The organism is Streptomyces sp. NPDC054841 (genome assembly GCF_053611045.1).
The window spans coordinates 1-23521 of sequence record NZ_JBSGZO010000019.1; the positions used below are offsets into that span (position 1 = coordinate 1).

Genomic DNA, 23521 nt, shown 5'->3' on the forward strand with positions numbered 1-23521 from the left:
AGCCGGGTCAGGGGTCTCGATCACCGCCGGGAAGACGGTGTTCCGCGTTCGTGGTCAGGACTGCTTCTTCGTCATGGTGCGCATGCCCCAGAAGCCGCAGAGGAGGAGGAGGCCGAAAGCGGCGAGGGTGCCGTTGAGGGCGGCGCTGCCGGTGTAGTCCTCCCCGGCGAAGGCACGCAGCGCTTCCACCACGTGGCTCAGCGGGTTGAGGCGGGAGGCATTGTGAAGCCAGTCGGGGGCGGCCTCCATGGGCAGGAGGACGCCGGACAGGAGCATCAGCGGCACCAGCAGCATGCTCAGCAGGGGGGCGAACTTGTTCTCCTCACGCAGCTTGAGCGCCAGCGCGTACGACGCGGAGCTGATGGCCCCCGCGAGGACGCACACCAGAAGGAGGGAGAGTACGACGCCCACCACCGGCTCATGGAAGCCGAAGAACATGGCGGCGCCCATCAGTATGAGGCCCTGGACAGCGAGCTGGGCCATGTCGCTGAGCACCCTGCCGAAGAGGAGGGCGCCGCGGCTGACCGGCGCGACCCGTAGCCGTTCCATCACGCCGGAGCGCAGCTCGGGCGTCAGGGAGAAGCCCGCGTAGGCGGCGCCGAAGAGGGTGAGCTGCATCAGCATGCCGGGCACGAACCACTGCCAGGCGTCGATGTTCTTCGGCAGGGTCCCCTCCAGCAGCGGCCCGAAGAGGATGAGGTACACGAGGGGGCCGGAGATGCCGACGATGTGCCCGATGGGGCTGCGCATCCACGGCCGGGCGGAGCGGACGAACACCAGTCGGGTGTGGTGGAGGATTTGCATGGTCTGTCACTCCTTGCCCGGCCCGGGCGCGGCCTCGGGCTGGTGCTGGTTCTCGGCGTTCGCGTCCCGCAGGCTGCGGCCGGTGAGGGTGAGGAACACGTCGTCCAAAGTGGGCCGTTGGGTACGGATGGACTTCACGGTGGCCTGCCGGCGGTCGAGTTCGCGCACCAGGATGGGAACGACCGTGTGTCCGCGGGAGATGCGGAAGGTCACGGCGTGCTCGTCGAAGTCCACGTCGCGGGCCCCGGGGAACCGCGAGACGGTCTCGGCGACGTTGGTCAGCTGGTCGGTCTCGATGGTCACCAGGTCGCCGGAGACGTCGTTCTTGAGGCCCTCGGGGGTGCCTTCGGCGATGATCGTGCCGCCGTCCAGGACGAGGATGCGCTCGCAGAGGGCGTCGACCTCGTCGAGGTAGTGGGTGGTGAGGAAGATCGTGGTGCCGTGGTGGTCCCGCAGGGACCGGATGTGCTCCCACAGATTGTTGCGGCTCTGCGGGTCGAGCGCGGTGGACGGCTCGTCGAGAAAGACCAGCTGCGGCTGGTGCAGCACGCCGAGCACGATGTCGAGCCGTCGCCGCTGGCCGCCGGAGAGTGTGCCGACGGTGCGTTTCTCCATGCCTTCGAGCTCGTACTGGCGCAGCAGGATGCGCACGCGGCGGCGGGCGGCGGCACGTTGCATGCCGTACAGCCCCGCCTGGGTCATCAGTTCCTCACCGACCCTCATGTTGAGGCCCGCACCGTTGCCCTGGCCGACGTAGCCGATGTTGCGGCGCACGCCGGAGGGGTCGGCCATCAGGTCGCAGCCCGCGATGATGGCCTCGCCCGCGGAGGGCTCGAGCAGGGTGGAGAGCATGCGCAGCGTGGTGGTCTTCCCGGCGCCGTTGGGGCCGAGGAAGCCGACGAGCTCACCCTCGGCGACATCGATGTTCACGCCGCTCACCGCGTGCACGGTGTTACCCCTGCTGCGGAAAGTCTTGGTGAGATCCCTGACCTTCAGCATTTGTTGTCCTCATCCGGAACGGCACGACTGCGCTGGCGGCATCGGAAAACAGCGCAATCGACCGTCCCGGAAATGGAATGTGAAGACGCCGCACGACGAGAGAAAGGTGGCGCATGACAGGCATCGGAAAAGTAGTCAGCGGGGCGCTGCGGTAACAACCCCTAACTCCCCCAGACCTGTTGTCCACCCGTACCCCACCCCATAACCCGGCGTGTAGGCTCGACCACACCGGGGCACCTACAGCAGGGAACGGCGGCACGGGCTGCCGCGAAACGGCTGGTCGGAACCGGACGACCGGTACCGCCGAACTGTGGGTTCCGCTCGCGGCCCGCGATGGGGCGGTGCACGGACCTGGCGGGAAAACACCGGTCGGCGCCGCTTGTTCTCCACCTGAATCTCAACCGGGGGACCGAGGCCCGGCAAGTCGGCTCAACCCTAGGATCGGCACACACAGCGACGGGCAGCATCGGCTCTCGAAAGGACGTGAGAATGTCCGTGGTCACTCAGGACGTCGAGTTGATCAGCATCAACCAACCCCAAGTGCCCGGCACTTTCCAGCTGGCCTGTTTCCCCTCCCTCGTCGGGTCGGCGTCTTTCATGGTCCTGTCGGAACTGCTGCTGCCCACCGTCGAGGTGCTCGCCCTGCGTTATCCGGACCCGTGGGGCGGCGACGAGCTGCCTCGCATCGCCGAGAACGAGGCGTTGGTCGACTCGGCCTTCCGTGCGCTGGTGGAGCGCGCCGACGGCCGCCCGCTGGCGCTGTTCGGCCACCGGGCCGGTGCCTGGGTCGCCTACCGGGTGGCGCAGCGGCTCGAGCGGGAGACCGGCACGGTGCCGTCGACCCTGTTCGTCTCCGCGCGGGTGGCGCCGCCCGAGTGCGTCGCGTCGGCACAGGCGCCGGGGCTGAGCTGCCGGGTGGTGGCGCTGGCCGGCAGCCGGGACCGCAAGGCGCCGCTGGCGGGTGTCCACGCATGGGCGCGCTGCACCAGGGGCCACTTCGACGTGGAGGTGCTGCCCGGCACCGCCGACTATCTCGACTCCAGCCGACGCCAGGTGGTGAACCTCATCCATGACCAGCTCATCTCCCTCCCCGAGCTTCGGGAGCACGACGAGCTCGGGCGCCCCGGGGCCCCCGCACGTCCCGCAGCCTCTGCGCGCGCCGAGCTTCCCGGGTTCCCCGGGTGACCGGCCCGCTGAGCGCGCCGCAGGTCACCCCGTGAACAGGCACGCGACCGAGCGGCCGATCCGGCTGGCGGTGGTGGACGACCAGCAGATCGTCCGGGAGGGGCTGACCGCCCTGGCCGGGCTGATCGACGGAGTGGAGGTGGTCGGGGACGCCTCGGACGGGCACGCCGCGCAGCGGCTCGTCGCCGAGCGCTCCCCCGACGTCGTCCTGATGGACATCCGGATGCCGGTGCTCGACGGTATCGAGGCCACCCGCCTGATCACCGCGCACCACCCGGACGTGGCGGTGCTGGCGCTGTCCACGTACGCCGACGACAGCCTGATCGCCTCGGTCCTGGCAGCGGGCGCCCGCGGCTACCTGACCAAGGACGCGGGGCGGGCCGAGATCTCAGCCGCCCTCAAGTCGGCCGTGGCGGGCAACTTCACGCTGGACGCGGCGGCTTCACGCCGCCTGGTGGAGGTGCTGTCGGCGCCACCGCGGCAGGAGGTGCGGCCGCCCCGCCCGCCGGCGCCGGACGGGCTGACCCGGCGCGAGGTGGAGGTGCTGCGGCTGGTGGCGAAGAGCTTCAACAACGCGGAAATCGCCGGGGCGCTGTTCATCAGCGAGGCGACGGTCAAGACGCACATCAACAACATCTACGCCAAGGCCGGGGTCCGCAACCGGGCCGAGGCCGTCCGGTACGCCTACGACCAGGGGGTCTGCACCCAGTAGCGGTCTGCACCCAGGACCGGTCTGCACCCAGGAGCGGCGACGCCGCCGTGGGCCTGCGTCAGGCCGGCACCTGCGCAGTGACCAGCCAGTGCCGGCTGCCGCCGTGCCCGGGCTCCGGTTCGCGCACGCCCGCGGTCAAAGTGCCGCCGACCAGGGCGAGGCGCTCGTGCATGCCCGCCAGGCCGTAGCCGGGCACGTGGTTGTCCCGCTGCACGGGCGGCTCGGCGGGGAGTTCGTTGGCGAGGCCGACCCACACCACTCCCTCGCCGTAGCCGAGGGTCACGTCGATGCGCCGTCCGGGGGCGTGCCGTCCCGCGTTGGTCAGCGCCTCGCGGGCGGCCTGGAGCAGGGCGACGGTGCCGGCTGTGGAGAGGGGCAACGGCCGGCCGTGCTGGTGGAAGCCGACGGTGACGTGGTGGTCCCGCTTGTGGGCCTGGACCAGTTCGGCGAGCGCGTCGGACAGCGGGGGCACGTCACCGCGGAGCGCCGCCACCGCCCTGCGCGCCTCGCTCAGCCCCTCCTTCACCAGCCGCCGGGAGCGCCGCACCTGCGACAGCGCCTGCATGGGGTCGTTGCGTTCACTCAGCAGCGCTTCGGCGACTTCCAGTTGCACGCTGAGCGCGCCCAGCGAGTGGGCGAGCACGTCGTGCATCTCGCGGGCGATGCGGGCCCGTTCGTCGAGCGCCGCGGCGCGCGCCTGCTGTTCGTTGATCTTCTCGGACTGTTCCAGCAGCTGCTGCCCCTGCCGGATCTGCACGCCGTACTGGCGCCGGTTGAGCCCGAAGAGGATGGGTACCACCAAGATCGGCAGCGGGCCGACCGCCTGCACGAGTGAGCCGCTCGTCGCCAGGCCGATGGCCGCGGTCGCGGCGGGCGGGACGGTGACGGCGAAGACGATCTGCCCGGCGGACGGCTCGTCGAGGGCGGCCAGCCTGCCCAGCATGATGCAGCACATCACGAGGGTGGTGAGGTCTCCGGTGAAGCCGACCCACACGGCGGCCAGCAATGTGCCGGTCGCGAGGGCGAGTTGCGCGAAGCGGGGGAAGGCCGGGCCGCACAGGACGAAGGTCAGCCAGCACGCCAGCACGGAACCGTAGATCGTCCACGAGCCCATGCCGCTGTCGGTGGGGGTGACGAGCAGCGCCAGCAACAGCCCGACGGTGCCCAGCAGTTGCACCACGAGCCAGCTGGGGACGCGGTCGACGAGGAGGAGGGGGCGGCCCAAGGTGTGATTCCCATGCGGTCGCGGCGGGCGGAGCGCTCCCCATTGTGCCGTGGCGGGCGGCACGGGGGCGGCCGGGTGGCAAGACAAGGGATCGTAGGGGTGCGGATAAGGGTTCCCTGCCCCTGCCGCCGCTTGAAGAATCGGCCGGGATGAGGGGGCGTGCTGCACCCTCCGTGTCCGGTACGAGGAAGGAAGCGTGCGACCAGTGAGCGCGAAGATCTTTGCCCCTGACTCCGTGCGTACCCTGACCGAGTTCGAGCACGACGCGCTCCGCGTCGCGCAGGTGCTCGGCGAGCGGGGCGTCGGCCTCGGGACCCGGGTGACGCTCAAGGCGGGCAACTCTCCCGCGTGGGTGACGACTCTGCTTGCGCTGATGCACCTGGGTGCGTCGATCGTGCTGGTCGACCAGCAGGAGCACGCGGAGGAGACCCGGAAGATCATCCTGCGGACCGGCACGAAGCTCGTCCTCAGCGACGATGGGGCGCCGCTGGACAAGGACCAGGAGACCACGCACCTGTACGAGTTGCTGGTGGCGGCCGCGGGCCGGGACGTGGCGGGGCGGCAGTTGACCGTCGCTGCCTGGTGCGACCTACCCGACGGGCTGGTCATGTGGACGTCCGGTTCGACGGGCTCGCCCAAGGGCGTCGTCAAGTCGGGCCGCAAGTTCCTCACGAACCTGGAGCGGAACGCGGACCAGGTCGGACACCGCGCGGACGATGTCCTGATGCCGCTGCTGCCGTTCGCCCACCAGTACGGCCTGTCCATGGTGCTGATCGCCTGGCTGCGGCGCTGCTCCCTGGTGATCGCCCCGTACCGGCGCCTGGACCATGCGCTGTTGATGGCGGAGGAGTCGGGCGCCACCGTCATCGACGCCACCCCGGCCAGCTACCGCAGCATGCTCAACCTGGTGACGCGCAAGCCGAGCCTGCGGCCTGCGCTGGCACGGCAGCGGATGTTCTGCGTGGGCGCGGCCCCGCTGGACGACCCGCTGGTGGCCCGGTACCAGGCGGAGTTCGGCATGCCGCTGCTGGACAGCTACGGCAGCACCGAGCTGGGCAACATCGCGTTCGCGACACTGGAGAACCCGGTGGCGTGCGGACGGGTGATGGACGGGATCCGGATGCGGGTCGTCGACGAGGAGGGCCGCGAGGTGGCCCCGGGCGAGCCCGGCGAACTGGAGGTGGACACCCCCGACGGGATGGAGGGCGTGCTCGCCGAGGACGGCACGCTGGTGCCCGCGACGCACGGATGGCAGCGCACGGGGGACCTGGGCCGCATCGATGCGGACGGGAACGTATTCGTGCTGGGCCGCAAGTACGCGGTGCACCGCATGGGTTACACCCTCTACCCGGAGCTGATCGAGCGCAGGGTGGCCGCGAAGGGCTGTTCGGCCCGGATCGTGGCGCTGCCCGACGAGCGACGCGGTGTGCAGCTGGTCTTCTTCGTCGAGGACGAGGCGGGGCTGGGCGAGGCGTACTGGCGGGAGCGGCTGCGGGAGATGCTGGCCGCCTACGAGAGTCCCGACCGAGTGTGCGTGCTCGAGCACTTCCCGCTCAACCGGAACGGCAAGCCGGACAAGCGGAAGTTGGAGCAGCTGGCCCGGGGCTGAAACATCGCGAAGCGCCCGTCCCTCCGGTGGTGCCGGGGGGACGGGCGCTTGCCAGGGCCTGTCCGGACCCTGGGGGGCTCACCCCTGGAGCTTCATGCCCTCGGGTGAGGTGAGGCCCTTGTCGGGGTGGGCACGGAACGTCGCCGTCCACGCGGTGGGCGGGCAGGTCGTGCCGTTGGGGTGCTGTTCCGTCAGCCTGGCCCGGGTGCTGTCCTCGACGACCGTGTCACCGCTCTTCGCGGACGTCACGGTGAGCCGCACCGGCACGGTGGACGCACCGATGTCGTCGGGGAGTTTGACCGACAGCGAGGCGAACGGGTCGTCGGGACTGCCCGATGTCCGCTCCTCGCAGGTGCCGTCCACGCACAGCCGGATCCGCGCCGCGTCCCGGCCGCCGAAGTCGGCGGGCCGCCACACGGCGGAGACCTGCGAGTCCGCGCCGGCCTTGGTGCACGGCGTGTCCTGGCCGAGGAGCGAGCATCCGGTCAGGGCCGCCGCCAGCAGCGGTGTGAGCAGGACGCGGCGCATGTCAGTACCTCGCTACCGTGCCGGGGAAGGCGCTGTTGGCCAGCCCGATGTCGGTGAAGTACAGCCAGCACGGGTCGAACAACCCGCCGCTGTTGTCGCTGCCGCCGCCACCGCCGCCGGAGATGATGCCCTTGGCGTAGGCGCGTCCGCTGCTGTCGACGGTGTACACCGGACCGCCGGAGTCACCGTTGATCGTGCAGGATCCGGACGTCTTCTTGGCGACGACCATGTTCTTGGCCGTCGTACCGCCGGAGTAGTGGATGGTCGCCTGGGTGGCGGTCACCTGCCAGCCGCACTTCTCGCCGGTCATCATGCCTCCCGTGCATGCCTTGTCGCTCTCTTGCGCCCAGCGACGCCAGTAGTCCTGGACGGGCCGGGACGAGCTGGACGTCTTGCCGCCCTTGTAGATCCGGGCCGACACGGAGCTGTCGCTGTTGATCCGGTACAGCGACAGGTCACCCGAGTAGTAGCTCTGGCCGGAGAGACCGGAACGACGTCTGCAGTCCAGCTCAGCAGTACGTCGTTGGCTTCGGCGAGTGCTACCGCGCCTCGGGCTGCGTCGTTCGCCTTCAGCCGTGGCCAGTCCCTCAGCGTGTTTGCCGTGGAAACGGTGCGACGTCGTCGGGGCGGCCATCCCACCCGGGCCATGGCGAGCGTGCAGGAATGCGCCGCGTGGTACAAGAGCGCCTGGCCGCTGGGGCCCGTACCCGTACGGCGCGTGTGTTGGCGGAATTCATCCCAGACGTGGCGGGTTCTCTAGAACCGGAGTTTCCGCATGGACCGCTGATGGTAGGTGTTGATCGTTCACAGGTGAGGGGAAAGGGAGGGGCATGGCTCGCAGCGATGGCTGGGGACGGGTCGGTGGGGAATTCTTCACGCCGGGGTCTTCCTCCTTCACAGAGTTCCTCGCGGCCCATCGGCCCGAATTACTGAGTCTGGGGCGGTTGTTGCCGGAAGGGGTTCAAGCCACATCGGACCAGGTGCCGCACGGCACCACCATCCTGGCCCTCTCCTACCAGGACGGGGTAATGATCGCGGGTGATCGAAGGGCCACCATGGGCAACCTGATTGCTCAGCGAGACCTGGAGAAGGTACATCCCGCCGATGACTACAGCGCGCTCGCCTTCGCAGGGAGTGTCGGACTCGCCCTCGATCTGGTCAAGCTGTTCCAGGTGGAGGTGACGCACTTCGAGAAGATCGAGGGCGTACCCATGACCCTCAAGGCGAAGGCAACCCGGCTGGCCACCATGGTCCGCCAGAACCTCGGGATGGCCATGCAGGGCATGGCCGTGGTCCCCCTTCTCGTCGGATACGAACCGATGGCCCCCTCAGGACGGAACGGGCGCATCTTCAGCTACGACGTGACAGGCGGCCCGTACGAGAAGCACGACTTTCACGCCGAGGGGTCCGGTTCTCCCTTTGCCAGAGGGGCGTTGAAGAAGTTGTACCGGCCTGGCATGTCCCGACGCGAGGGGGCCCTGGCCGCGCTGCAGGCGCTCTACGATGCGGCGGACGACGATTCCGCGACCGGTGGCCCGGACATCGGCCGGCGTATCTTCCCCATTGTGTCGGTCATCACTGAGGACGGATTCGAGCAGTTGCCGGAATCGGAGATCGAGGAGCTGAGCCGCGCGATGGTCGAGACGCGACGCGGGCAGCCGGACGGGCCGACCGCCGGCGTGTGAGGCGGGTGTTGGGCCACACCACTTCGCAGTGATGGGCGGCGGGTCGCGGACGTCCTGCCGCCCCCCGCCGCGAGGACGTCACCCCCTGCGGCCGACCCATCTCCCGGGCACCCGGCCCTCGCCCTCACCCTCACCCAGCCCGTAGCACGATGCCTCGTGGTGCGGCGCCCTCGTTCACTGGCAGGTGGCCGCCAACGCCCTCGGCTTACAGAGGAACGACGCCGGTGTCCCGCTGAGTTGCACTGCGATGAACAACCGGCGCACGGCATACAGCGTATGTGCGGCGCCGCACGCGGTCCCGGCCTGCCCGGTTTTCGGAGCCTTGCCCGGAGCAACAACACGAGTCTGCGGGTGGTCATCGCATGACGTGCTGCAGTGCATCGGAAAACCGCGCTTGAAGATCGACTTCGCCTCGCCAATAGTGAGGTCCAGGTGATCTGGACGGCGGCCCGTTGCCGCCGGAGAACGGTTCGGCCTGCACGGCAGCCGATTCGGCCAGTCCATTCTGCCGCCTGGCATGTGCTGAGGGAGAGGCATGTTACCCACTGAAAGACCGCCCAGCGTCCATGATATCAGCGCGTTCCTGCGGTCCCGGCTCCGGGACCTGCTGGACGCGGACATGGACGAGATGAACCGGTCGGTGCCCCTTCGCCAGTACGGGCTGGACTCGCTGAAGTCCACGGTTCTGGCCGCAGAGCTGTCCGAATTCCTCGGCCACCCGGTGCCGGTCACCTTGGTGTGGGACCACCCGACGATCGACGGCCTCTGCCGGTCTCTGGCCCGCGATCCCCGCCAGGCCGACACCGACTCAGCAGCCGATGTGCCGCCGTACCCGCACGCGGCGCACGATCCCGCGGAGCCCATCGCCCTGGTGGGAATCGGGTGCCGGCTTCCTGGTGCCGCGGACCCGGCCTCGTACTGGCGGCTGCTCATGGAAGGCCGGGACGCCGTCGGCACAGTGAGTCCCGCTCGCCGGGAACTCCTGGAACGGGACGGCACGACGGCCTCGTTCCGATGGGGCGGATACATCGACGCCGTTGACATGTTCGACCCCCTCTTCTTCGGAATCTCGCCGCGCGAGGCCGTCTCCATGGACCCCCAGCAGCGTTTGGTGCTGGAGACGGCCTGGGAGGCCCTGGAGGACGCGGGCATTCCACCGGATCGACTCCGCGGAAGCCGCACCGGAGTCTTCATGGGCTCCAGTTGGAGTGACTATGCCGCGCTGGCACACCAGAACGGCGGACACGGCACCATCGGACCCCACACGGCGACAGGCACGCTGGACAGCATCATCGCCAACCGCGTCTCCTACGTCCTCGGGCTGAACGGGCCCAGCATGGCCCTCGACACGGCCTGCTCGTCCTCCCTCGTCGCGGTACATCTCGCCTGCCAGTCGCTCAGGGATGGCGAATCCGAACTCGCCCTGGCCGGAGGCGTCAACCTCAACCTCCTCGCCGACCACTTCCTCGCCATGGAACAGGCCGGTGCACTGTCACCCGAAGGCAGGATCAAGGCCTTTGACGCGCGAGCCGACGGCTATGTGCGCGCCGAGGGTGCGGCAGTGGCCGTCCTTGCTCCGCTGCGGGTGGCGCTGGAGCGCGAACTTCCCGTGTACTGCCTGATCCGAGGCAGTGCGGTGAACAACGACGGCCTCAGCAACGGGCTCACCGCCCCCAGCCCCCGCGCCCAGGAAGCTCTTCTGCGGACCGCCTACTGGCGGGCGGGCGTCGAGCCGTCCCTGGTGGACTATGTGGAGTGCCACGGTACCGGAACCCCGCTGGGAGACCCGATCGAGGTCAAGGCCCTCGCGACCGTGATGGGCGAGGGCCGCGAGGACGGGGATTTCCTGCGGATCGGATCGGTGAAGACCAACATCGGACATCTCGAGCCCGCCGCGGGCATCGCGGGTCTGATCAAGGTGGCTCTCGCGCTGCGCAACAAAGTCCTCCCGGCCAGCCTCCACTACAGCAGACCCAACCCGCAGATCCCTTTTGGCGACATGAATCTGAGGGTCCAGGACCGGACAACCGTCTGGCCGAGCCGTTCAGACGCCCGCCGGGCAGGCGTCAGCGCCTTCGGCATCGGCGGCACCAACTGCCACGTCGTCACCGAGGAGTTCAGGCAGCCGGAGTGCTCCCTCCTTGTGCTGGGCGAGGATTCCGAGCGGGAGCTGGCGGACCGGGTGGCCGAGATTCGTGGCGCACTGGCCGACACTCCCGGTACGGACCTGCAGGTGCTGTGCCGACAGGCTGCCGACGCCAAGCCGGCGGGCGCGTTCAGGCTGGCGGCGGTGGCGCGCGACCGAGACGAACTCAGCACGCAGCTCGCGTCCTTCACCGCCGGCCTGACGGCCCCGGGTCTGGCCACGGGCACAGGCGGCACAGGCGGCACAAGGCAACTCCGGGTGGCCTTCCTCTGCTCCGGCACCGGCAGCCAGTGGCTCGGCATGTGCAGGGAACTCCTCGCGGGGATGCCCGCGTTCCGCCGCTTCATGGTGCGCGCCGACCAACGCGTGCGGAAGTCTGCCGGCTTCTCCCTGATCGACGAACTGCACGCCGCCCCGGAGCACTCCCGGCTCAATGACATGGAGGTCGCCCAACCGCTTCTGTTCTGCATTCAGGCGGCCCTGGCGGACACCTGGCGCTCGCTGGGCGTCGAACCCCACCTCGTGGTCGGCCAGAGCATCGGTGAGTTCGCCGCCGCTCACATCGCAGGAGCGCTCGACTTCGACGACGCCCTGCTGCTCGCGACACAGCACGCCAGGCTCGTGCAACAACTCGCCGTGGGCCGCGGGGACACGATGGTGGTCGAGACGGACGAGAGGACCCTCACCCCGCGTCTCAGCGCCTTCCACGGCCGCCTGACGGTAGCCGGTCACAACAGCCCCGGATCCCTCCTGGTGTCGGGCGAGACGGAGGCACTCGAAGCCCTCGCCGAACAGCTGGCGACGGACGGTATCACCGCACATCGGGTACGTATGGGATACCCGGCGCACTCGCCCTCGGTGGATCCGGTGCTGGCTCCCCTGCGGGCCGCGCTCGAAGGACTCAGGCCGACCGGTACCCGTCTTCCCATGATCTCGGCCGTCACAGGGGAGATAACCGCAGGCGGCGACCTCGGCCCCGACTACTGGGTGAGGAACGTCCGGGAACCGAGCGACGTGGCAGGCGCCCTGAGAACCGCCGAGCAACAGGGTGTGGATGTGGTCGTCGAACTCAGTCCCCACCCCGTACTGCTGAAGCCGGTGAGGGAGCTGTTCGCCGGACGGCCCGTGATCTGCCTCCCCTCGCTTCAGCGAGGCACTGACGACAGCTGGAGTTTGCTGTCGTCGCTCGGAGAACTGCACGCGGCAGGTCTGCCGGTCGCCGCCAGTTCCTTCGTGACGGGGCTGCGGCCGCGCCATGTGACACCCGGCGGACCAGGAGCGCTCGCACCGGCCCGCCGCACGCCCGAGTGGCAGGACGGGGCGAACCTGGTGCCGGTGACCGCCCACAGCCGGGAAGCGCTGGTGGACACCTGCCGTGAGCTGTCCAACCACATCGAGCGCGACGCCGGCCTGTGGGTGCCCGACCTCGCACACACCCTCGCAAACAGGCGCTCCCACCACCAGCACCGGGTCGTTCTCCTCGCGCGTGACCGTCAGGAACTCCTGGACAACCTCGCACGCGTGACCAGCCGCGAGGCGCACCCGGGCATCTTCGAAGGCACGGTCACCGGCAACCGCGAGGAGATGGTCGCCTTCGTCTTCAACGGCAGCGGCACACAGTGGCCGGGCATGGGCACGGACCTGCTGCGGTGGCACGCCGGGTTCCGGGAGCAGATGGAACTCTGCGATGCCACGGTGCGTGACCTGGCAGGCTGGTCGGTGATCGAGGCGATGTCCGCTCCCGCCGACCGGTCACGGCTGGATGACGTGGACGTCATGCATCCCGTGCTGTTCTCACTCCAGGTCTCACTGGCGCGAGTGTGGACCGACCTCGGGCTGCGACCGACAGCACTCGTCGGCCACAGCGTCGGCGAAGTGGCCGCGGCCTGTGTGGGCGGAGCGCTGTCCCTGGAGGATGCCGCACGCGTCGCTGTCATCCGCTCCTCCCTCATGCAGCACGAGGTCGGCGAGGGCGCCGTGATCGCGGTGGAGGCGCCGGCCGAGGCCCTTGCGGCCCACCTTGCGCGGTACGACGGGCAGGCGTTCCTCGCCGCGGTCAACAGCCCCACCAGCGTTGCCGTGTCCGGCTCGAAGGACGCGCTCCGTGCTCTGACCGAGGATCTGCGGCGCGCGGGGATCGTAGCGCGCCCGGTGAGGATCAAGCGGGCAGCGCACAGCCCGCTGCTGGATGCGATCGCGCCGAAACTACGCGACGCGCTCAAGGGAATCACTCCCCGGCCCTTCGAGGTACCGCTGCACTCCACGGTGGCGGACGGCCTGGTGGATCCCGTCGTCGACGCGGACTACTGGGCACGCAACCTCCGTGACCGCGTGCGTTTCGCCCCCGCTGTCAGAGCACTCGTCCAGGACGACATCACGACCTTCGTCGAGATCGGCCCGCACAGTGCTCTGCGCGGTGCCGTCGAGGAGACGGCACTGGCCGACGGCACCCGGGTCCACACGGTCGACACCCTGCGACGGGACGAGAACGACACGCGAAGCCTGCTGGGCTCCGTCGCCTCCCTGTTCACGCGTGATGTCCCGCTCACCCTTCGAACACTGTTCCCGGACAACGCGCAGACGATCGCGACCCCCTCCGTCCGCTGGCAGAAGGACCGCTACTGGCTCACGTCCACACCGCGGGCCTGCGTGAGCGCAACCGGCGAAGCCCCGACCAGCGCCGCCGCTGTGCCGCCGAGCGTCGCGACCGCCATCGCCACACCTGACGCGACCGGGAGCCAAACGCCCCGGGAGGTGATCCTCCGTGAGATGGCCGAGATCATCGCGGTCCCGCCGGAGCGGTTCGCCCCCACGAGTCGGCTGAAGGACTTCGGGCTCGACTCCATGCTCGCCATCCGCCTGACCAACCGGCTGCAGTCGCTCTTCGGCCACAGAGTGTCACCTGTCGAATTCCTCGACGACCGAACGGTGCCCGAGCTCCTGGAAGCGCTCGCCGGACTCGTCGGACACCCCGGACACGCCGACGGGAAGACAGCTGCGGGCGCCCCTCCACGACGGCAGGCGACGCGGCCCGAGCCTGCCTCGGTCGTCGAGGACCTGACAGACGAAGACGCGCAGGATCTGCTGGACGAACTCGCCGCGAGGAAGCTGCTGGACCCCCCGCACGACCCTCCCGCACCGCGCGAGGCACTGCGTATCTCGTTGGAGCAAGCCACGTCCTTCGAGCTGGCGCCCGCCGGGCATGGACAGGGCTCGATCTGGTTCATGCAGCAGCTGTCGCCCGAAGGCGTTCCGTACAACCTCATGCTCTCGGCCGCCATCCCCACCGAGGTCGACAGCCGTGCGCTGGCGCAGGCTCTGCGGGCGGTGGTGGAGCGTCATCCGGTACTGCGCACCGTCTTCGTCGAGGCGGGCGGACGTCCCTACCAGGTGATCCTTACGCAGCCGGTCCATGAGTTCCTGACGGAGGACGCCGCGGGGCTGGACGACGGCGACGTGCACGACCTGCTCGTGGCACACGGTCACCGGCCGATCGATCTCGACCGCGGTCCCATCCTGAGGGCGGTGCTGGTCACCCGCGGGCCGCGGGACAACTTCCTGCTGCTGGTCATGCACCATGTCGCCGTCGACGCCGCGTCCGTGGACGTCGTCGTACGCGACCTGCGCGGGTTCTACGAGCAGGCGCTGCAGAGGGATCTTGTGCTCCAGGAACCGGTCGCCCCCTACACGGACTTCGTCAGCTGGGAGCAGGCGTGGCTGAACGGCCCGGACGCCGCAAGGGCCCTGAGCTGGTGGGCCGAGCACCTGGCCGAGCCGCCGCCGAACCTCGATCTGCCCCGGGCGGACGGTGAAGGAACGCCCGCCGGGGAGCGGTCGGCCCTGGTCACGTACCAGGGCGCGGACCTCACGTTCCGCTGGAGCGCCGACGAGGCACGCCGACTCGCCGCGTTCGCGGTGGATGAGGGCGTCTCGATGAGCACGCTCGTCCTGTCCGGCTTCTTCGCCACGCTGAACCGGGTCACCGGCACCGAGGACGCGATCGTCGCCACCGCTGTCGCCCAGCGCGGGGAGCCGGGCCGGGAATCCGCCGTCGGATGCTACGTGAACACGGTGCCCGTACGGGCCCGGCCCAGCGGCAAGAACAGCTTCCGTGACCTGCTCCATGGCGTGCACCAGGTCTCCCTCGGCCTGCTGGAGCACATGAACTACCCGCTGGACCGGCTGGTCGCGGAGCTCAATCCGTCCCGCGCCGTTGGCCGCTCCCCCTGGTCCGACATGGCCGTCAACTGGCTTTCCGGCAGCGCCTTCCCCTACGTCACCACGCTCTTTCACGGGGTGGGCGAGGCCGAGGAGCCCTCTGGGGCACTGCCCCTTGTTCCGCTGCCGATGCGGCGGGACATCGCGAAGTTCGATCTGGAGATCACGATGGCCGATGTCGCCGGTGGTGTGGTCGGCCAGGTCCAGTACAAGCCGAGTTCTGTGCAAAGGGAGACCGTGACGATGCTGCTGAAGGAGTTCCGCTCGGTGCTCTTCCGGGCGGTGGAACAGCCCGACCTGCCGCTGGATCAGCTGCCGCAGGAATGCGGCGAGGAGGAGACGCAGTGATGCTCACCAACGGCACTCTGCACGGCGGGTTCCTCAAGCACGCGAGGAAGAACCCGCAGGCGACCGCGGTTTTCGCCGAGGCGGGCACCATGACCTACGGAGAACTCGACCGGCAGTCCGCTCAGCTGGCCTTGTGGCTGGCGACCGCGGGAGCCCGTCCCGGGGTCGTTGTCGGCGTCCTGGCCGAGCGCACCCCGAGCCTGCTCGTCGCCCTCCTCGGGATTCTGCGTTCGGGCGCCTCCTACCTGCCCCTCGACCCCAAGTACCCGGTGGAGCGGCTGCGCTTCATGGTGGAGGACAGCGGCACCGGTCTCGTGCTGACCACGCCCCGAGCACGGGCCCGATGCCCGCAGGGCCCCACCGTGCACGTCCTCGGTGACCCCACCACTGTCGAACTCGAAGCGAAGCCGGCGATCGCCGCCCCCCGGGACACCGCCTATGTGATCTACACCTCGGGGTCGACCGGGCAGCCGAAGGGAGTGCCCATCCGGCACAGCAGCTGCGCGGCGATGCTGGACGAGGCCGGACGGATCTTCGCGGAGTGCGACCTGAGCGGAGCCGCGGCGGTCAGCTCCATCTGTTTCGACCTGGCCGTCATGGAGATCTTCGCTCCCCTGTCCCGGGGAGGCGCGATAGTCCTGCTGGAAAGCGCCGCGCATCTCCCCGAGAGCCGTCACCTGGAACGGGTGACCCATCTCAGCACCGTTCCCTCCGTCATGACCAGCCTGCTCGACGCCGGGGAACTGCCGCCCAGGCTGCGATCCGTGGTTCTCGGCGGGGAGGCTGTACGGCGGCGGCTCGTCGACCGGGTGTACCGGCACTCGCGCGTGAAGCACGTGTTCAACGGCTACGGGCCGACCGAGGGGACGGTCTTTTGCACCTTCAAGCGGGTTCCGCCAGGCGAGCCGGGTGAACCCCCGATCGGGACCCCCTCCTCCACCGCCCGCGTCCACCTGCTGGACGAGCGACTGCGGCCGGTGCGGGACGGGGAGCCGGGCGAGCTCTATCTCGGCGGTGCAGGACTGGCCTGGGGCTACCTCAACAGACCGGGTCTGACCGCACAACGCTTCCTGCCGGATCCGTACCTGCCGGGCGAGCGGATGTACCGCACGGGTGACCTCGCACGCTTCGTCACGGGGGGCGAGCTGGAGTTCCTGGGCCGGGTCGACCACCAGGTGAAAGTGCGCGGCTACCGCATCGAACTGGAGGAGGCGGAGGCAGCACTGTGCGAATGCCCCGAGGTGGGTGAGGCAGCTGTTGCCGTGCGCTCGGCGGACGGGCAGGAAGAATCCGGCGCGCTGGTGGCGTATGTGGTGCCGAGCGACGACGAGCGCCAGCTCAAGGCCCGCGCGGACGGCCCCTCGCTGGACCCCGGGCTCCAGTCCCGCATCACGGGATGGCTGGAGGACAGGCTGCCGGACTACATGGTTCCCGAGACGGTGGTGGTCCTCGCCGAGCTACCCGCGTCTCCCAACGGCAAGCTCGACCGCACCGCCCTTCCGGATCCCCCGGCCGCCGAGACCGGGACAGCGGCGGAACCGGCCGGCACTCCCACCGAAGCGGCCCTCGCAGAGATCTGGGGCGACCTCCTCGGCCGTGACCGCAGGACCATCGGCGTCCGTGACGCCTTCTACGACCTCGGGGGCAACTCCCTGCTGCTGATACGCCTGGCCAAGCGGATGACACAGCGATTCGGCAGGAGGGTCGGCGTCTCGGACCTCTTCCGGTTCCGTGACATCGCCGCCCAAGCCAGGTGGCTCGACGACGAACAGGACGGAGCCGTACCCGAGGCGGTCACGGACGCCCGGCGCCGCGCGGAGGCCCGCCGGTCCGTCGTGCGAAACCGCAGTCAGGTTCCCGGAGACCTGAGCCGTCCGTGAACCACCGTGCCTTTTGGAGGCTTTGACCGTGATGAACGCAGCGCCTGACCAGCACCACGAAGCGACCGATGTCGCGATCATCGGGATCGCCTGCCGGTTTCCCGGCGCGGACGGCAAGGATCAGTTCTGGGACAACCTCGTCAAGGGGAAGGAATCCATCACGTTCCTCCACAAGGACGAGATCGAGGTGGACCAGACAGTCGTCAACAACCCGCTGTACGTGCGAGCGTGCGCGACGCTCGACGGGTACGACGAGTTCGACCCCGCGGTCTTCGGCATCACCGACCGCGTGGCGCGGCTGATGACGCCGGAGCACCGCATCTTCCTGGAAAGCGTCTGGGACGTCCTTGAGGACGCCTGCTACGACCCCGAACGGGTCAAGGGGGAAGTGGGGATCTACGCGGCGGCCAACCCCCAGACCCCGGCCCTGTACAGCTCCGCCCCCGACTGGGTCTCCGTCGGCCCCGAGGTGATGGAGCTGAGCAACGCCTGGTTCACCGACACCATGACGTCCAACGCCCTTTACTACACGGGGCTGACGGGCGAAGCGGTCACGCTGAGCGCCGTGTGCACCGGATTCCACTACGCCGTGCACTTGGCCTGCCAGTCCCTGCTCCTCGGGCAGACGGACATGGCCATCGCCAGCGGGGTCATGGTCCGACTCCCCCATCGTCGCGGCTATCTGTGGGAAGAGGGGCGCATCATGTCCAGGGACGGACACTGCCGGCCCTTCGACAGGGAAGGCACCGGAACCAGGCTGGCGAGCGGCGTGGCCAGTTTCCTGCTCAAACCGCTGCGTGAGGCCGTCGCCGACCGCGATCACATCTACGCCACCGTGAAGGGCTCGGCCATCAACAACAACGGCGCCAGCGCGGTGTCGTACGGCTTCGCCCAGCCCGAGAGGCTCAGCGCCTGCATCGCCCACGCCATCCACGCCGGCGGCGTGGCCCCCGACACCATCTCCATGTACGAGGGAAACTTCTTCGGCCTGCCCATCACGGACGGGCTGGAGGTCCGGGCGGCACAGATGGCGTTCGGCCACCAGACCGCGACCACCTCCATCGGTTCGGTCAAAGGGAACATCGGCCATGCCGGCGTAGCAGCGGGAGGCTCCGGCGCCGTCAAGGCAGCGCTCGCGCTGCACCACCGGACGCTGGTTCCCACGATCAACCTGACAGAGCCGCACGAGGACCTCGACCTGCCCAACACTCCCTTCGTGCCGCAGGTGGAGGGTGCGGACTGGCAACCCCAGGCAGGTGTCCGGCGCGCCGGTGTCACCGCGCTCGGCGGCGGGGGCTACAACGCGCACATCGTGCTGGAGGAAGCCCCGGCCATGCCTGCCCGGGCCCCCGAGAGCGCAGCCCCGCGGCTCATCGCACTCTCCGCGCTCGACGACCAGGCCTTGGCTAGGAGGCGATCGGCTCTTGCGGAGTGGATCACCGCGCACCCCGAGGCGCGACTGGACGACATCTGCTTCAGCCTCAGCACAGGCCGCAAGATCATGGAGCGGCGGTGGGCGGCGGTGGTGCGCACGAAGGCGGAACTGGTGGCGGCGCTCACGGCCGAGAGCGGTGGCACTGTCACTGTCGGCACATCCGCGCACAGCCCGGACCTGACGGGACTCCTGCGCACCGAGGACGGTCTCCGGCCGGATACGGCCGAGTCCGTCCGGAACGAGGAGACACTGCTCCGCCTTGCGCGGGCCTTCACGCGGGGCCGACGGGTGGACTTCACCGCCCTGCACGAAGGGACGCACAGCCGTCGCCTCCCGCTGCCCGGCTACCCGTTCGCCCGCCGACGCTTCTGGCGGACCGACTGGTGAGGCCGACGCTCCCGACTCCCGCACCCACCCCACCAGCCGGAGCAGCGCGATGAACCCGACCACAGCCCCTGATGTGGCCTCTCTCGACGGAGTCGATCCCGATGCGGTCGATCTGGCCGACCCCGCCACATTCGCCGACCACGACCTCACCGCGTTCTGGCGTCGGCTGAGAGACCACAAGCCCGTTCACTGGAACCGGCCGAGGGGCCACCGCCGCGGATTCTGGGTCCTCTCACGCCACGAGGACATCATGAAGGTCCATCGCGACGACGTGAACTTCACCTCCGAGCGGGGCAACGTCCTGGTGACCCTGCTCGATGGCGGCGACGCCGGAGCCGGCAAGATGCTCGCGGTCACGGACGGACCGCGGCACGAACAGCTGCGCAAGATCCTGCTGCGGGCCCTGGGCCCTCGCGTTCTGCGACCTGTGGCGGCCGCGGTGCGCGCCAACACGCGCCGACTGATGCGGGAAGCCATCGCGCGAGACCAGTGCGACTTCGCGCTGGAGATCGCCAGCCGCATCCCGATGAACACGATCTCCAATCTGCTGGGTGTGCCCGAAAGCGATCGCGAATTCCTCCTCCGGATGAACAAGGCCGCCCTGAGCGCCGACGACGACGGCATCGACGAGGAGGAGTCGGCGATGGCGCGCAACGAGATCCTGCTCTACTTCCAGGACCTCGTGGAGAAACGCCGCAGGACACCCGGTGATGACCTCATCAGCACGCTGGCACACAGCTCTGTCGACGAAGTCCGGCTGACCGACGAAGACGTCGTCCTCAACTGTTACAGCCTGATCATCGGCGGCGACGAAACGAGCCGCCTGACCATGATCGACTGCGTCAACTCGCTGGCCGCGCATCCGGACCAGTGGAGGCGGCTGAAGAACGGCGATGTGGCGATTAACACAGCTGTCGACGAGGTACTCCGCTGGGCGTCCCCGTCAATGCATTTCGGCCGCAGCGCGGTGCGTGACACCGTGATCAACGATGTCCCCGTACGCCGCGACGACATCGTGACGCTGTGGCATTACTCGGCCAACCGGGACGAGCGGGTCTTCGACCGGCCCGAGGCATTCGACCTGGGCCGCAGCCCCAACAAGCAGATCTCGTTCGGCTACGGCCCCCACTACTGCGTCGGCTCGTATCTCGCCAAGGTCGAGGTGTCCGAACTCCTCATGGCACTGCGCGACTTCACCACGGGTTTCGAGTGCACCGGAACGGCACCACGGCTCCGGTCCAACCTGCTGAACGGCTTCTCCAGTCTGCCGGTCCGGTTCTTCCCCGACCGCGCGGGGCTGGCGCACGAAGAAGAGGAAAGCGGAGAACAGTGACGGCAACCAACTCCTTAGACGTGAACGACGGTGACTGGCTGGTCGTCGTCAACGATCACGGGCAATACGCCCTCTGGCGGCCGTTCCTCGACCTGCCGGGCGGCTGGCGTGCCGTCGTTCTCGGCCCGGACCGGGATACCGCGCTGCGGTGGGTCGAGACGCACTGGACCCAAGGACCGGAGCCGGCGGAACTTGCCGCGACCGACTCCTGACCACCCGTCAGTCCGCTGCGTCGGCCGCCGGGGCCAAGCCCGGCGCGCCGCGCTGCACCTCCTGCGTGAAAGGCGAAAATGATCACGCATATCGCGCTCTTCAAACTGAAGAACGGGGTCGAGCGCACATCGTCATCGGTCGTGGAAGCCGAGAAGTTTGCCCGGGGGGTCGGCCACAACGTGCCCGAACTCCTCACCTGGCGGGTGGGATGGAACCAGGTGACACGCGATGTCTCCTACGACTTCGCCGTTGTCGGCGTACTGCCGGACCTGGCAGCACTGGAGAAGTACCAAGCCAATGAGTTCCACCGCGAAGCCATTCAGAAATGGCGATCGATCTCCGACTGGGTGGTCGTTGATCTGTGCGACGAATAACTCCACCGAACCGTCCGCGCAAGGCGGCTCATCTCTGATTGGGGTCCGACCGAGTGTTCACGCAATACGACCCGGAATCCGCTGAACTGGCCAGCGGGCTGCGGGACCAGTGTGACGCATTCCTGGCAAACGAGTGGGGTGCTGAGGCGCTGGCGTCCCACCAGACCGACAAGTTACGCGAGGTACTCACCCATGTGCGCGCCAATTCTCCCTTCTACCGGGAGAGGCTGGCCGGCATCAGCGACACCGCCATATCGGGCATCACACGTGACGACCTGCGGAAACTTCCCTTCACGACGAAGGACGACCTGAGGAGGACCCAGCTCGGCATCCTGTCCCGACCGGTTTCCGAGGCCTGGATCTTCTACGAGACCACTGGCACGACTGGGGCGGCCACCCCTTGCCCCCGCACCAACGGGGACACCATCCACAACAACACGGTGCTCACCGCCTACTACCGTGACGTTCTGGCGGCTCATGGCGACCGGCAGGTCATCGGAGTCTCCGGTCCCACCGAACTGCACGCCACAGGCGACACGTTCGGCGACGTCTGCCGCAACCTGGGGCACGCGGTGGCCAAGATGTGGCCGCACTCTCCCGTGATCGGCTTCGACCGGGCACTGGAAGTCATGCGCCTGCTGCCCGTCACGGGACTCTTCTGCACCCCGGGCATGGCCATGAGACTCGCCCAGAAGGCCACCGAGGCGGGCCTCGACACCCGCAGGGACTTCTCCCTCGGCATTCTGATGCTCACCGGTGAGCTGATGTCGCCCAGTCTGCTCCAGAACATCAGCGATCTGTGGGGCGCCGACGCGCGCAACGCCCTGTACGCCTCACAGGAAGCCTCAGTGCTCGCAGCAGCGACGTCTGACGGCTCGCTGCGCACGGCCCCTCTGATCAACCTCTACGAGGTGATCGATCCCGGCACCCTCCAACCGGTGGAACCCGACTCCGACGGCACACGGTACGGCGAACTCGTCGTCACGAACCTCTACGCCGGTGCAAAACCGCTCATCAGGTACCGCACCGGAGACATGGTCAGGATGACTGATCCCGAACCCGGCGCCGCCGTGCCCGCACCCGCGTTGGAGGCAGTGGGACGCGTCCGCGACCGGCTCACCCTCAACGGTCACCTCGTGAGCGGCTACGACTTGGAGGACCTGCTGCTGCGCCGTTTCCGGGGCTATCTGGACTACCAGATCACCGTCACCCGTGACGAACGCGGCAGGGATCTGCTCGCGCTGACCCTGATGGCCGAACCGGACAGTCAACAAGCCGTCATCGGGCAGGTCACCGACGAGTGCCTCGACGTACTGGGCACCCGTCTGAGCGTCGGGTTCGGTGATCCCGGACCGATCACCAGCACCGGAGCCATGGTGAGCTGGAAGGCCGCCCGCGTCGTCGACCTGCGGGGGAAGTCCTCCGGCGAGAACCGCTCCGCCGCGCGCATCGCTGCGACAAGAGCGTGATGACCATGCACCGCGACATCATGCGGTCACAACTGACGCCCGGGAAGTGGGCCTACGACCGCGGTGAGTTCGTCAGCGCGACCGCACCCAGGCTGCCTCTGTCCACTCAGGGCCTGCACTACGGGACCGGCGCCTTCGAAGGGATCCGGGCCTATCGCTCCGACGAAGGGCTCTTCCTGTTCCGGGCACGCGATCACTTCGAGCGCCTGCTGCGGGCCTGCGCCCTGTTGCGCATCACCCCCGTCCCGCACGCCGTCGAGGACCTGATCGGTGTCACCACCGAGCTGATCAGGCGCAACGGTCATCGCGAGGACGCCTACATCCGCCCGCTGGCGCACAAGCTGGCACTCATGCCCCACATGCCTCCCGGTGTCTCGCTGACGGGTGTGTCCGACGCGTTGTCCATCACCACCTTCGGCTTTCCCTCCGGGGAGTGCCTGCGCGGAATCAACTGCATGATCAGTTCCTGGCGGCGTCCGCCCCGCGACTGTCTGCCGGTCCAGGTCAAGCTCGCGGCGGGCTACGTGAACTCCGCCCTCGCGAGCGACGAGGCACACGCCGCGGGGCTCGACGACGCGATTCTCCTGGACCGTGCGGGCAACGTCGCCGAAGCCAGCACAGCGAACGTCTTCGTCGTGCGCGGCGACCGCATTCTCACTCCCCCGGACACCGGCGACCTGCTGCCCGGCATCACGAGGGACACGTTGATCACACTGTGCCGGGAAGCCGGCACGGAGGTGCGTGAGCGTGATGTGAGCCCTGCCGACCTGTTCACGGCCGACGAGATCTTCCTGGCATCCACCGGAAAGGGCGTGGTCCCCGTGACCACGCTGTGCGGCCGGAGCATCGGGAGCGGCACCGTCGGCCCGGTCGCGATCCGAACCGCCGGGCTCTACGAAGCTGCCACCAGGTCGGCCGCCGGAGTACATCCCGAGTGGCTGACTCCCGTCGGCACAGGCTGAGTGGGACGC

General features: G+C 68.9%; 17 protein-coding genes. 12 read left to right on the forward strand and 5 right to left on the reverse strand.

The window, feature by feature from the left end:
* Positions 1-54: 54 nt before the first annotated feature.
* Both ACWGI8_RS04810 and ACWGI8_RS04815 read right to left on the reverse strand, forming a co-directional pair.
* On the reverse strand, positions 55-804 hold the full coding sequence (locus tag ACWGI8_RS04810) for an ABC transporter permease (RefSeq protein WP_453658668.1): 750 nt from the start codon (positions 802-804) through the stop codon (positions 55-57).
* A gap of 6 nt (positions 805-810) precedes the next feature.
* Complete coding sequence (locus ACWGI8_RS04815; protein ID WP_453658669.1) at positions 811-1803, reverse strand: ATP-binding cassette domain-containing protein; 993 nt, start codon at positions 1801-1803, stop codon at positions 811-813.
* 489 nt (positions 1804-2292) lie between these two features.
* Between ACWGI8_RS04815 and ACWGI8_RS04820 the strand changes: the two genes are divergently transcribed.
* Both ACWGI8_RS04820 and ACWGI8_RS04825 read left to right on the forward strand, forming a co-directional pair.
* Positions 2293-2988 (forward strand): thioesterase II family protein, encoded by a 696-nt coding sequence (locus ACWGI8_RS04820; RefSeq protein ID WP_453658670.1) that lies wholly within the window; start codon positions 2293-2295, stop codon positions 2986-2988.
* A 31-nt stretch (positions 2989-3019) separates the two neighbouring features.
* Positions 3020-3700 carry a response regulator gene (locus tag ACWGI8_RS04825; protein ID WP_453658671.1) on the forward strand — a complete coding sequence of 227 codons (681 nt, stop codon included), beginning with the start codon at positions 3020-3022 and terminating at the stop codon, positions 3698-3700.
* 58 nt (positions 3701-3758) lie between these two features.
* Here the strand turns inward: ACWGI8_RS04825 and ACWGI8_RS04830 are convergent, their stop codons facing one another.
* Positions 3759-4925 carry a sensor histidine kinase gene (locus tag ACWGI8_RS04830; RefSeq protein ID WP_453658672.1) on the reverse strand — a complete coding sequence of 389 codons (1167 nt, stop codon included), beginning with the start codon at positions 4923-4925 and terminating at the stop codon, positions 3759-3761.
* A 205-nt stretch (positions 4926-5130) separates the two neighbouring features.
* On the opposite strand from ACWGI8_RS04830, the gene ACWGI8_RS04835 reads away from it, so the two are divergent.
* A complete protein-coding gene (locus ACWGI8_RS04835; protein ID WP_453658673.1) occupies positions 5131-6534 on the forward strand; it encodes a class I adenylate-forming enzyme family protein in 1404 nt (467 codons plus the stop codon).
* A gap of 78 nt (positions 6535-6612) precedes the next feature.
* Here the strand turns inward: ACWGI8_RS04835 and ACWGI8_RS04840 are convergent, their stop codons facing one another.
* Positions 6613-7062 carry a hypothetical protein gene (locus ACWGI8_RS04840; RefSeq protein ID WP_453658674.1) on the reverse strand — a complete coding sequence of 150 codons (450 nt, stop codon included), beginning with the start codon at positions 7060-7062 and terminating at the stop codon, positions 6613-6615.
* Position 7063: 1 nt separating this feature from the next.
* Positions 7064-7696, reverse strand: a complete 633-nt coding sequence (locus ACWGI8_RS04845) for a trypsin-like serine protease (RefSeq protein ID WP_453658675.1) — start codon at positions 7694-7696, stop codon at positions 7064-7066.
* Between the two features lie 196 nt (positions 7697-7892).
* Between ACWGI8_RS04845 and prcB the strand changes: the two genes are divergently transcribed.
* The 9 genes from prcB to ACWGI8_RS04890 all read left to right on the forward strand — a co-directional run bounded on the left by prcB (position 7893) and on the right by ACWGI8_RS04890 (position 23512).
* Positions 7893-8747: a proteasome subunit beta gene (prcB, locus tag ACWGI8_RS04850; RefSeq protein WP_453658676.1), complete on the forward strand. Its 855-nt coding sequence runs from the start codon at positions 7893-7895 to the stop codon at positions 8745-8747.
* A 535-nt stretch (positions 8748-9282) separates the two neighbouring features.
* A complete protein-coding gene (locus ACWGI8_RS04855) occupies positions 9283-15459 on the forward strand; it encodes an acyltransferase domain-containing protein (protein ID WP_453658677.1) in 6177 nt (2058 codons plus the stop codon).
* On the forward strand, positions 15459-17339 hold the full coding sequence (locus tag ACWGI8_RS04860; protein ID WP_453658678.1) for a non-ribosomal peptide synthetase: 1881 nt from the start codon (positions 15459-15461) through the stop codon (positions 17337-17339). The genes ACWGI8_RS04855 and ACWGI8_RS04860 overlap by 1 nt, the downstream gene beginning before the upstream one ends.
* A gap of 31 nt (positions 17340-17370) precedes the next feature.
* Positions 17371-19161, forward strand: a complete 1791-nt coding sequence (locus ACWGI8_RS04865; RefSeq protein ID WP_453658679.1) for a beta-ketoacyl synthase N-terminal-like domain-containing protein — start codon at positions 17371-17373, stop codon at positions 19159-19161.
* 49 nt (positions 19162-19210) lie between these two features.
* Positions 19211-20494 carry a cytochrome P450 gene (locus ACWGI8_RS04870; RefSeq protein WP_453658680.1) on the forward strand — a complete coding sequence of 428 codons (1284 nt, stop codon included), beginning with the start codon at positions 19211-19213 and terminating at the stop codon, positions 20492-20494.
* Positions 20491-20706 carry an MbtH family NRPS accessory protein gene (locus tag ACWGI8_RS04875; protein ID WP_453658681.1) on the forward strand — a complete coding sequence of 72 codons (216 nt, stop codon included), beginning with the start codon at positions 20491-20493 and terminating at the stop codon, positions 20704-20706. The genes ACWGI8_RS04870 and ACWGI8_RS04875 overlap by 4 nt, the downstream gene beginning before the upstream one ends.
* A gap of 78 nt (positions 20707-20784) precedes the next feature.
* Positions 20785-21081, forward strand: coding sequence for a Dabb family protein (locus tag ACWGI8_RS04880; protein ID WP_453658682.1), 297 nt, complete (start codon positions 20785-20787; stop codon positions 21079-21081).
* A 53-nt stretch (positions 21082-21134) separates the two neighbouring features.
* Positions 21135-22550, forward strand: coding sequence for a phenylacetate--CoA ligase family protein (locus ACWGI8_RS04885; RefSeq protein WP_453658683.1), 1416 nt, complete (start codon positions 21135-21137; stop codon positions 22548-22550).
* 5 nt (positions 22551-22555) lie between these two features.
* Positions 22556-23512: an aminotransferase class IV gene (locus ACWGI8_RS04890; RefSeq protein ID WP_453658684.1), complete on the forward strand. Its 957-nt coding sequence runs from the start codon at positions 22556-22558 to the stop codon at positions 23510-23512.
* Positions 23513-23521: the final 9 nt, after the last annotated feature.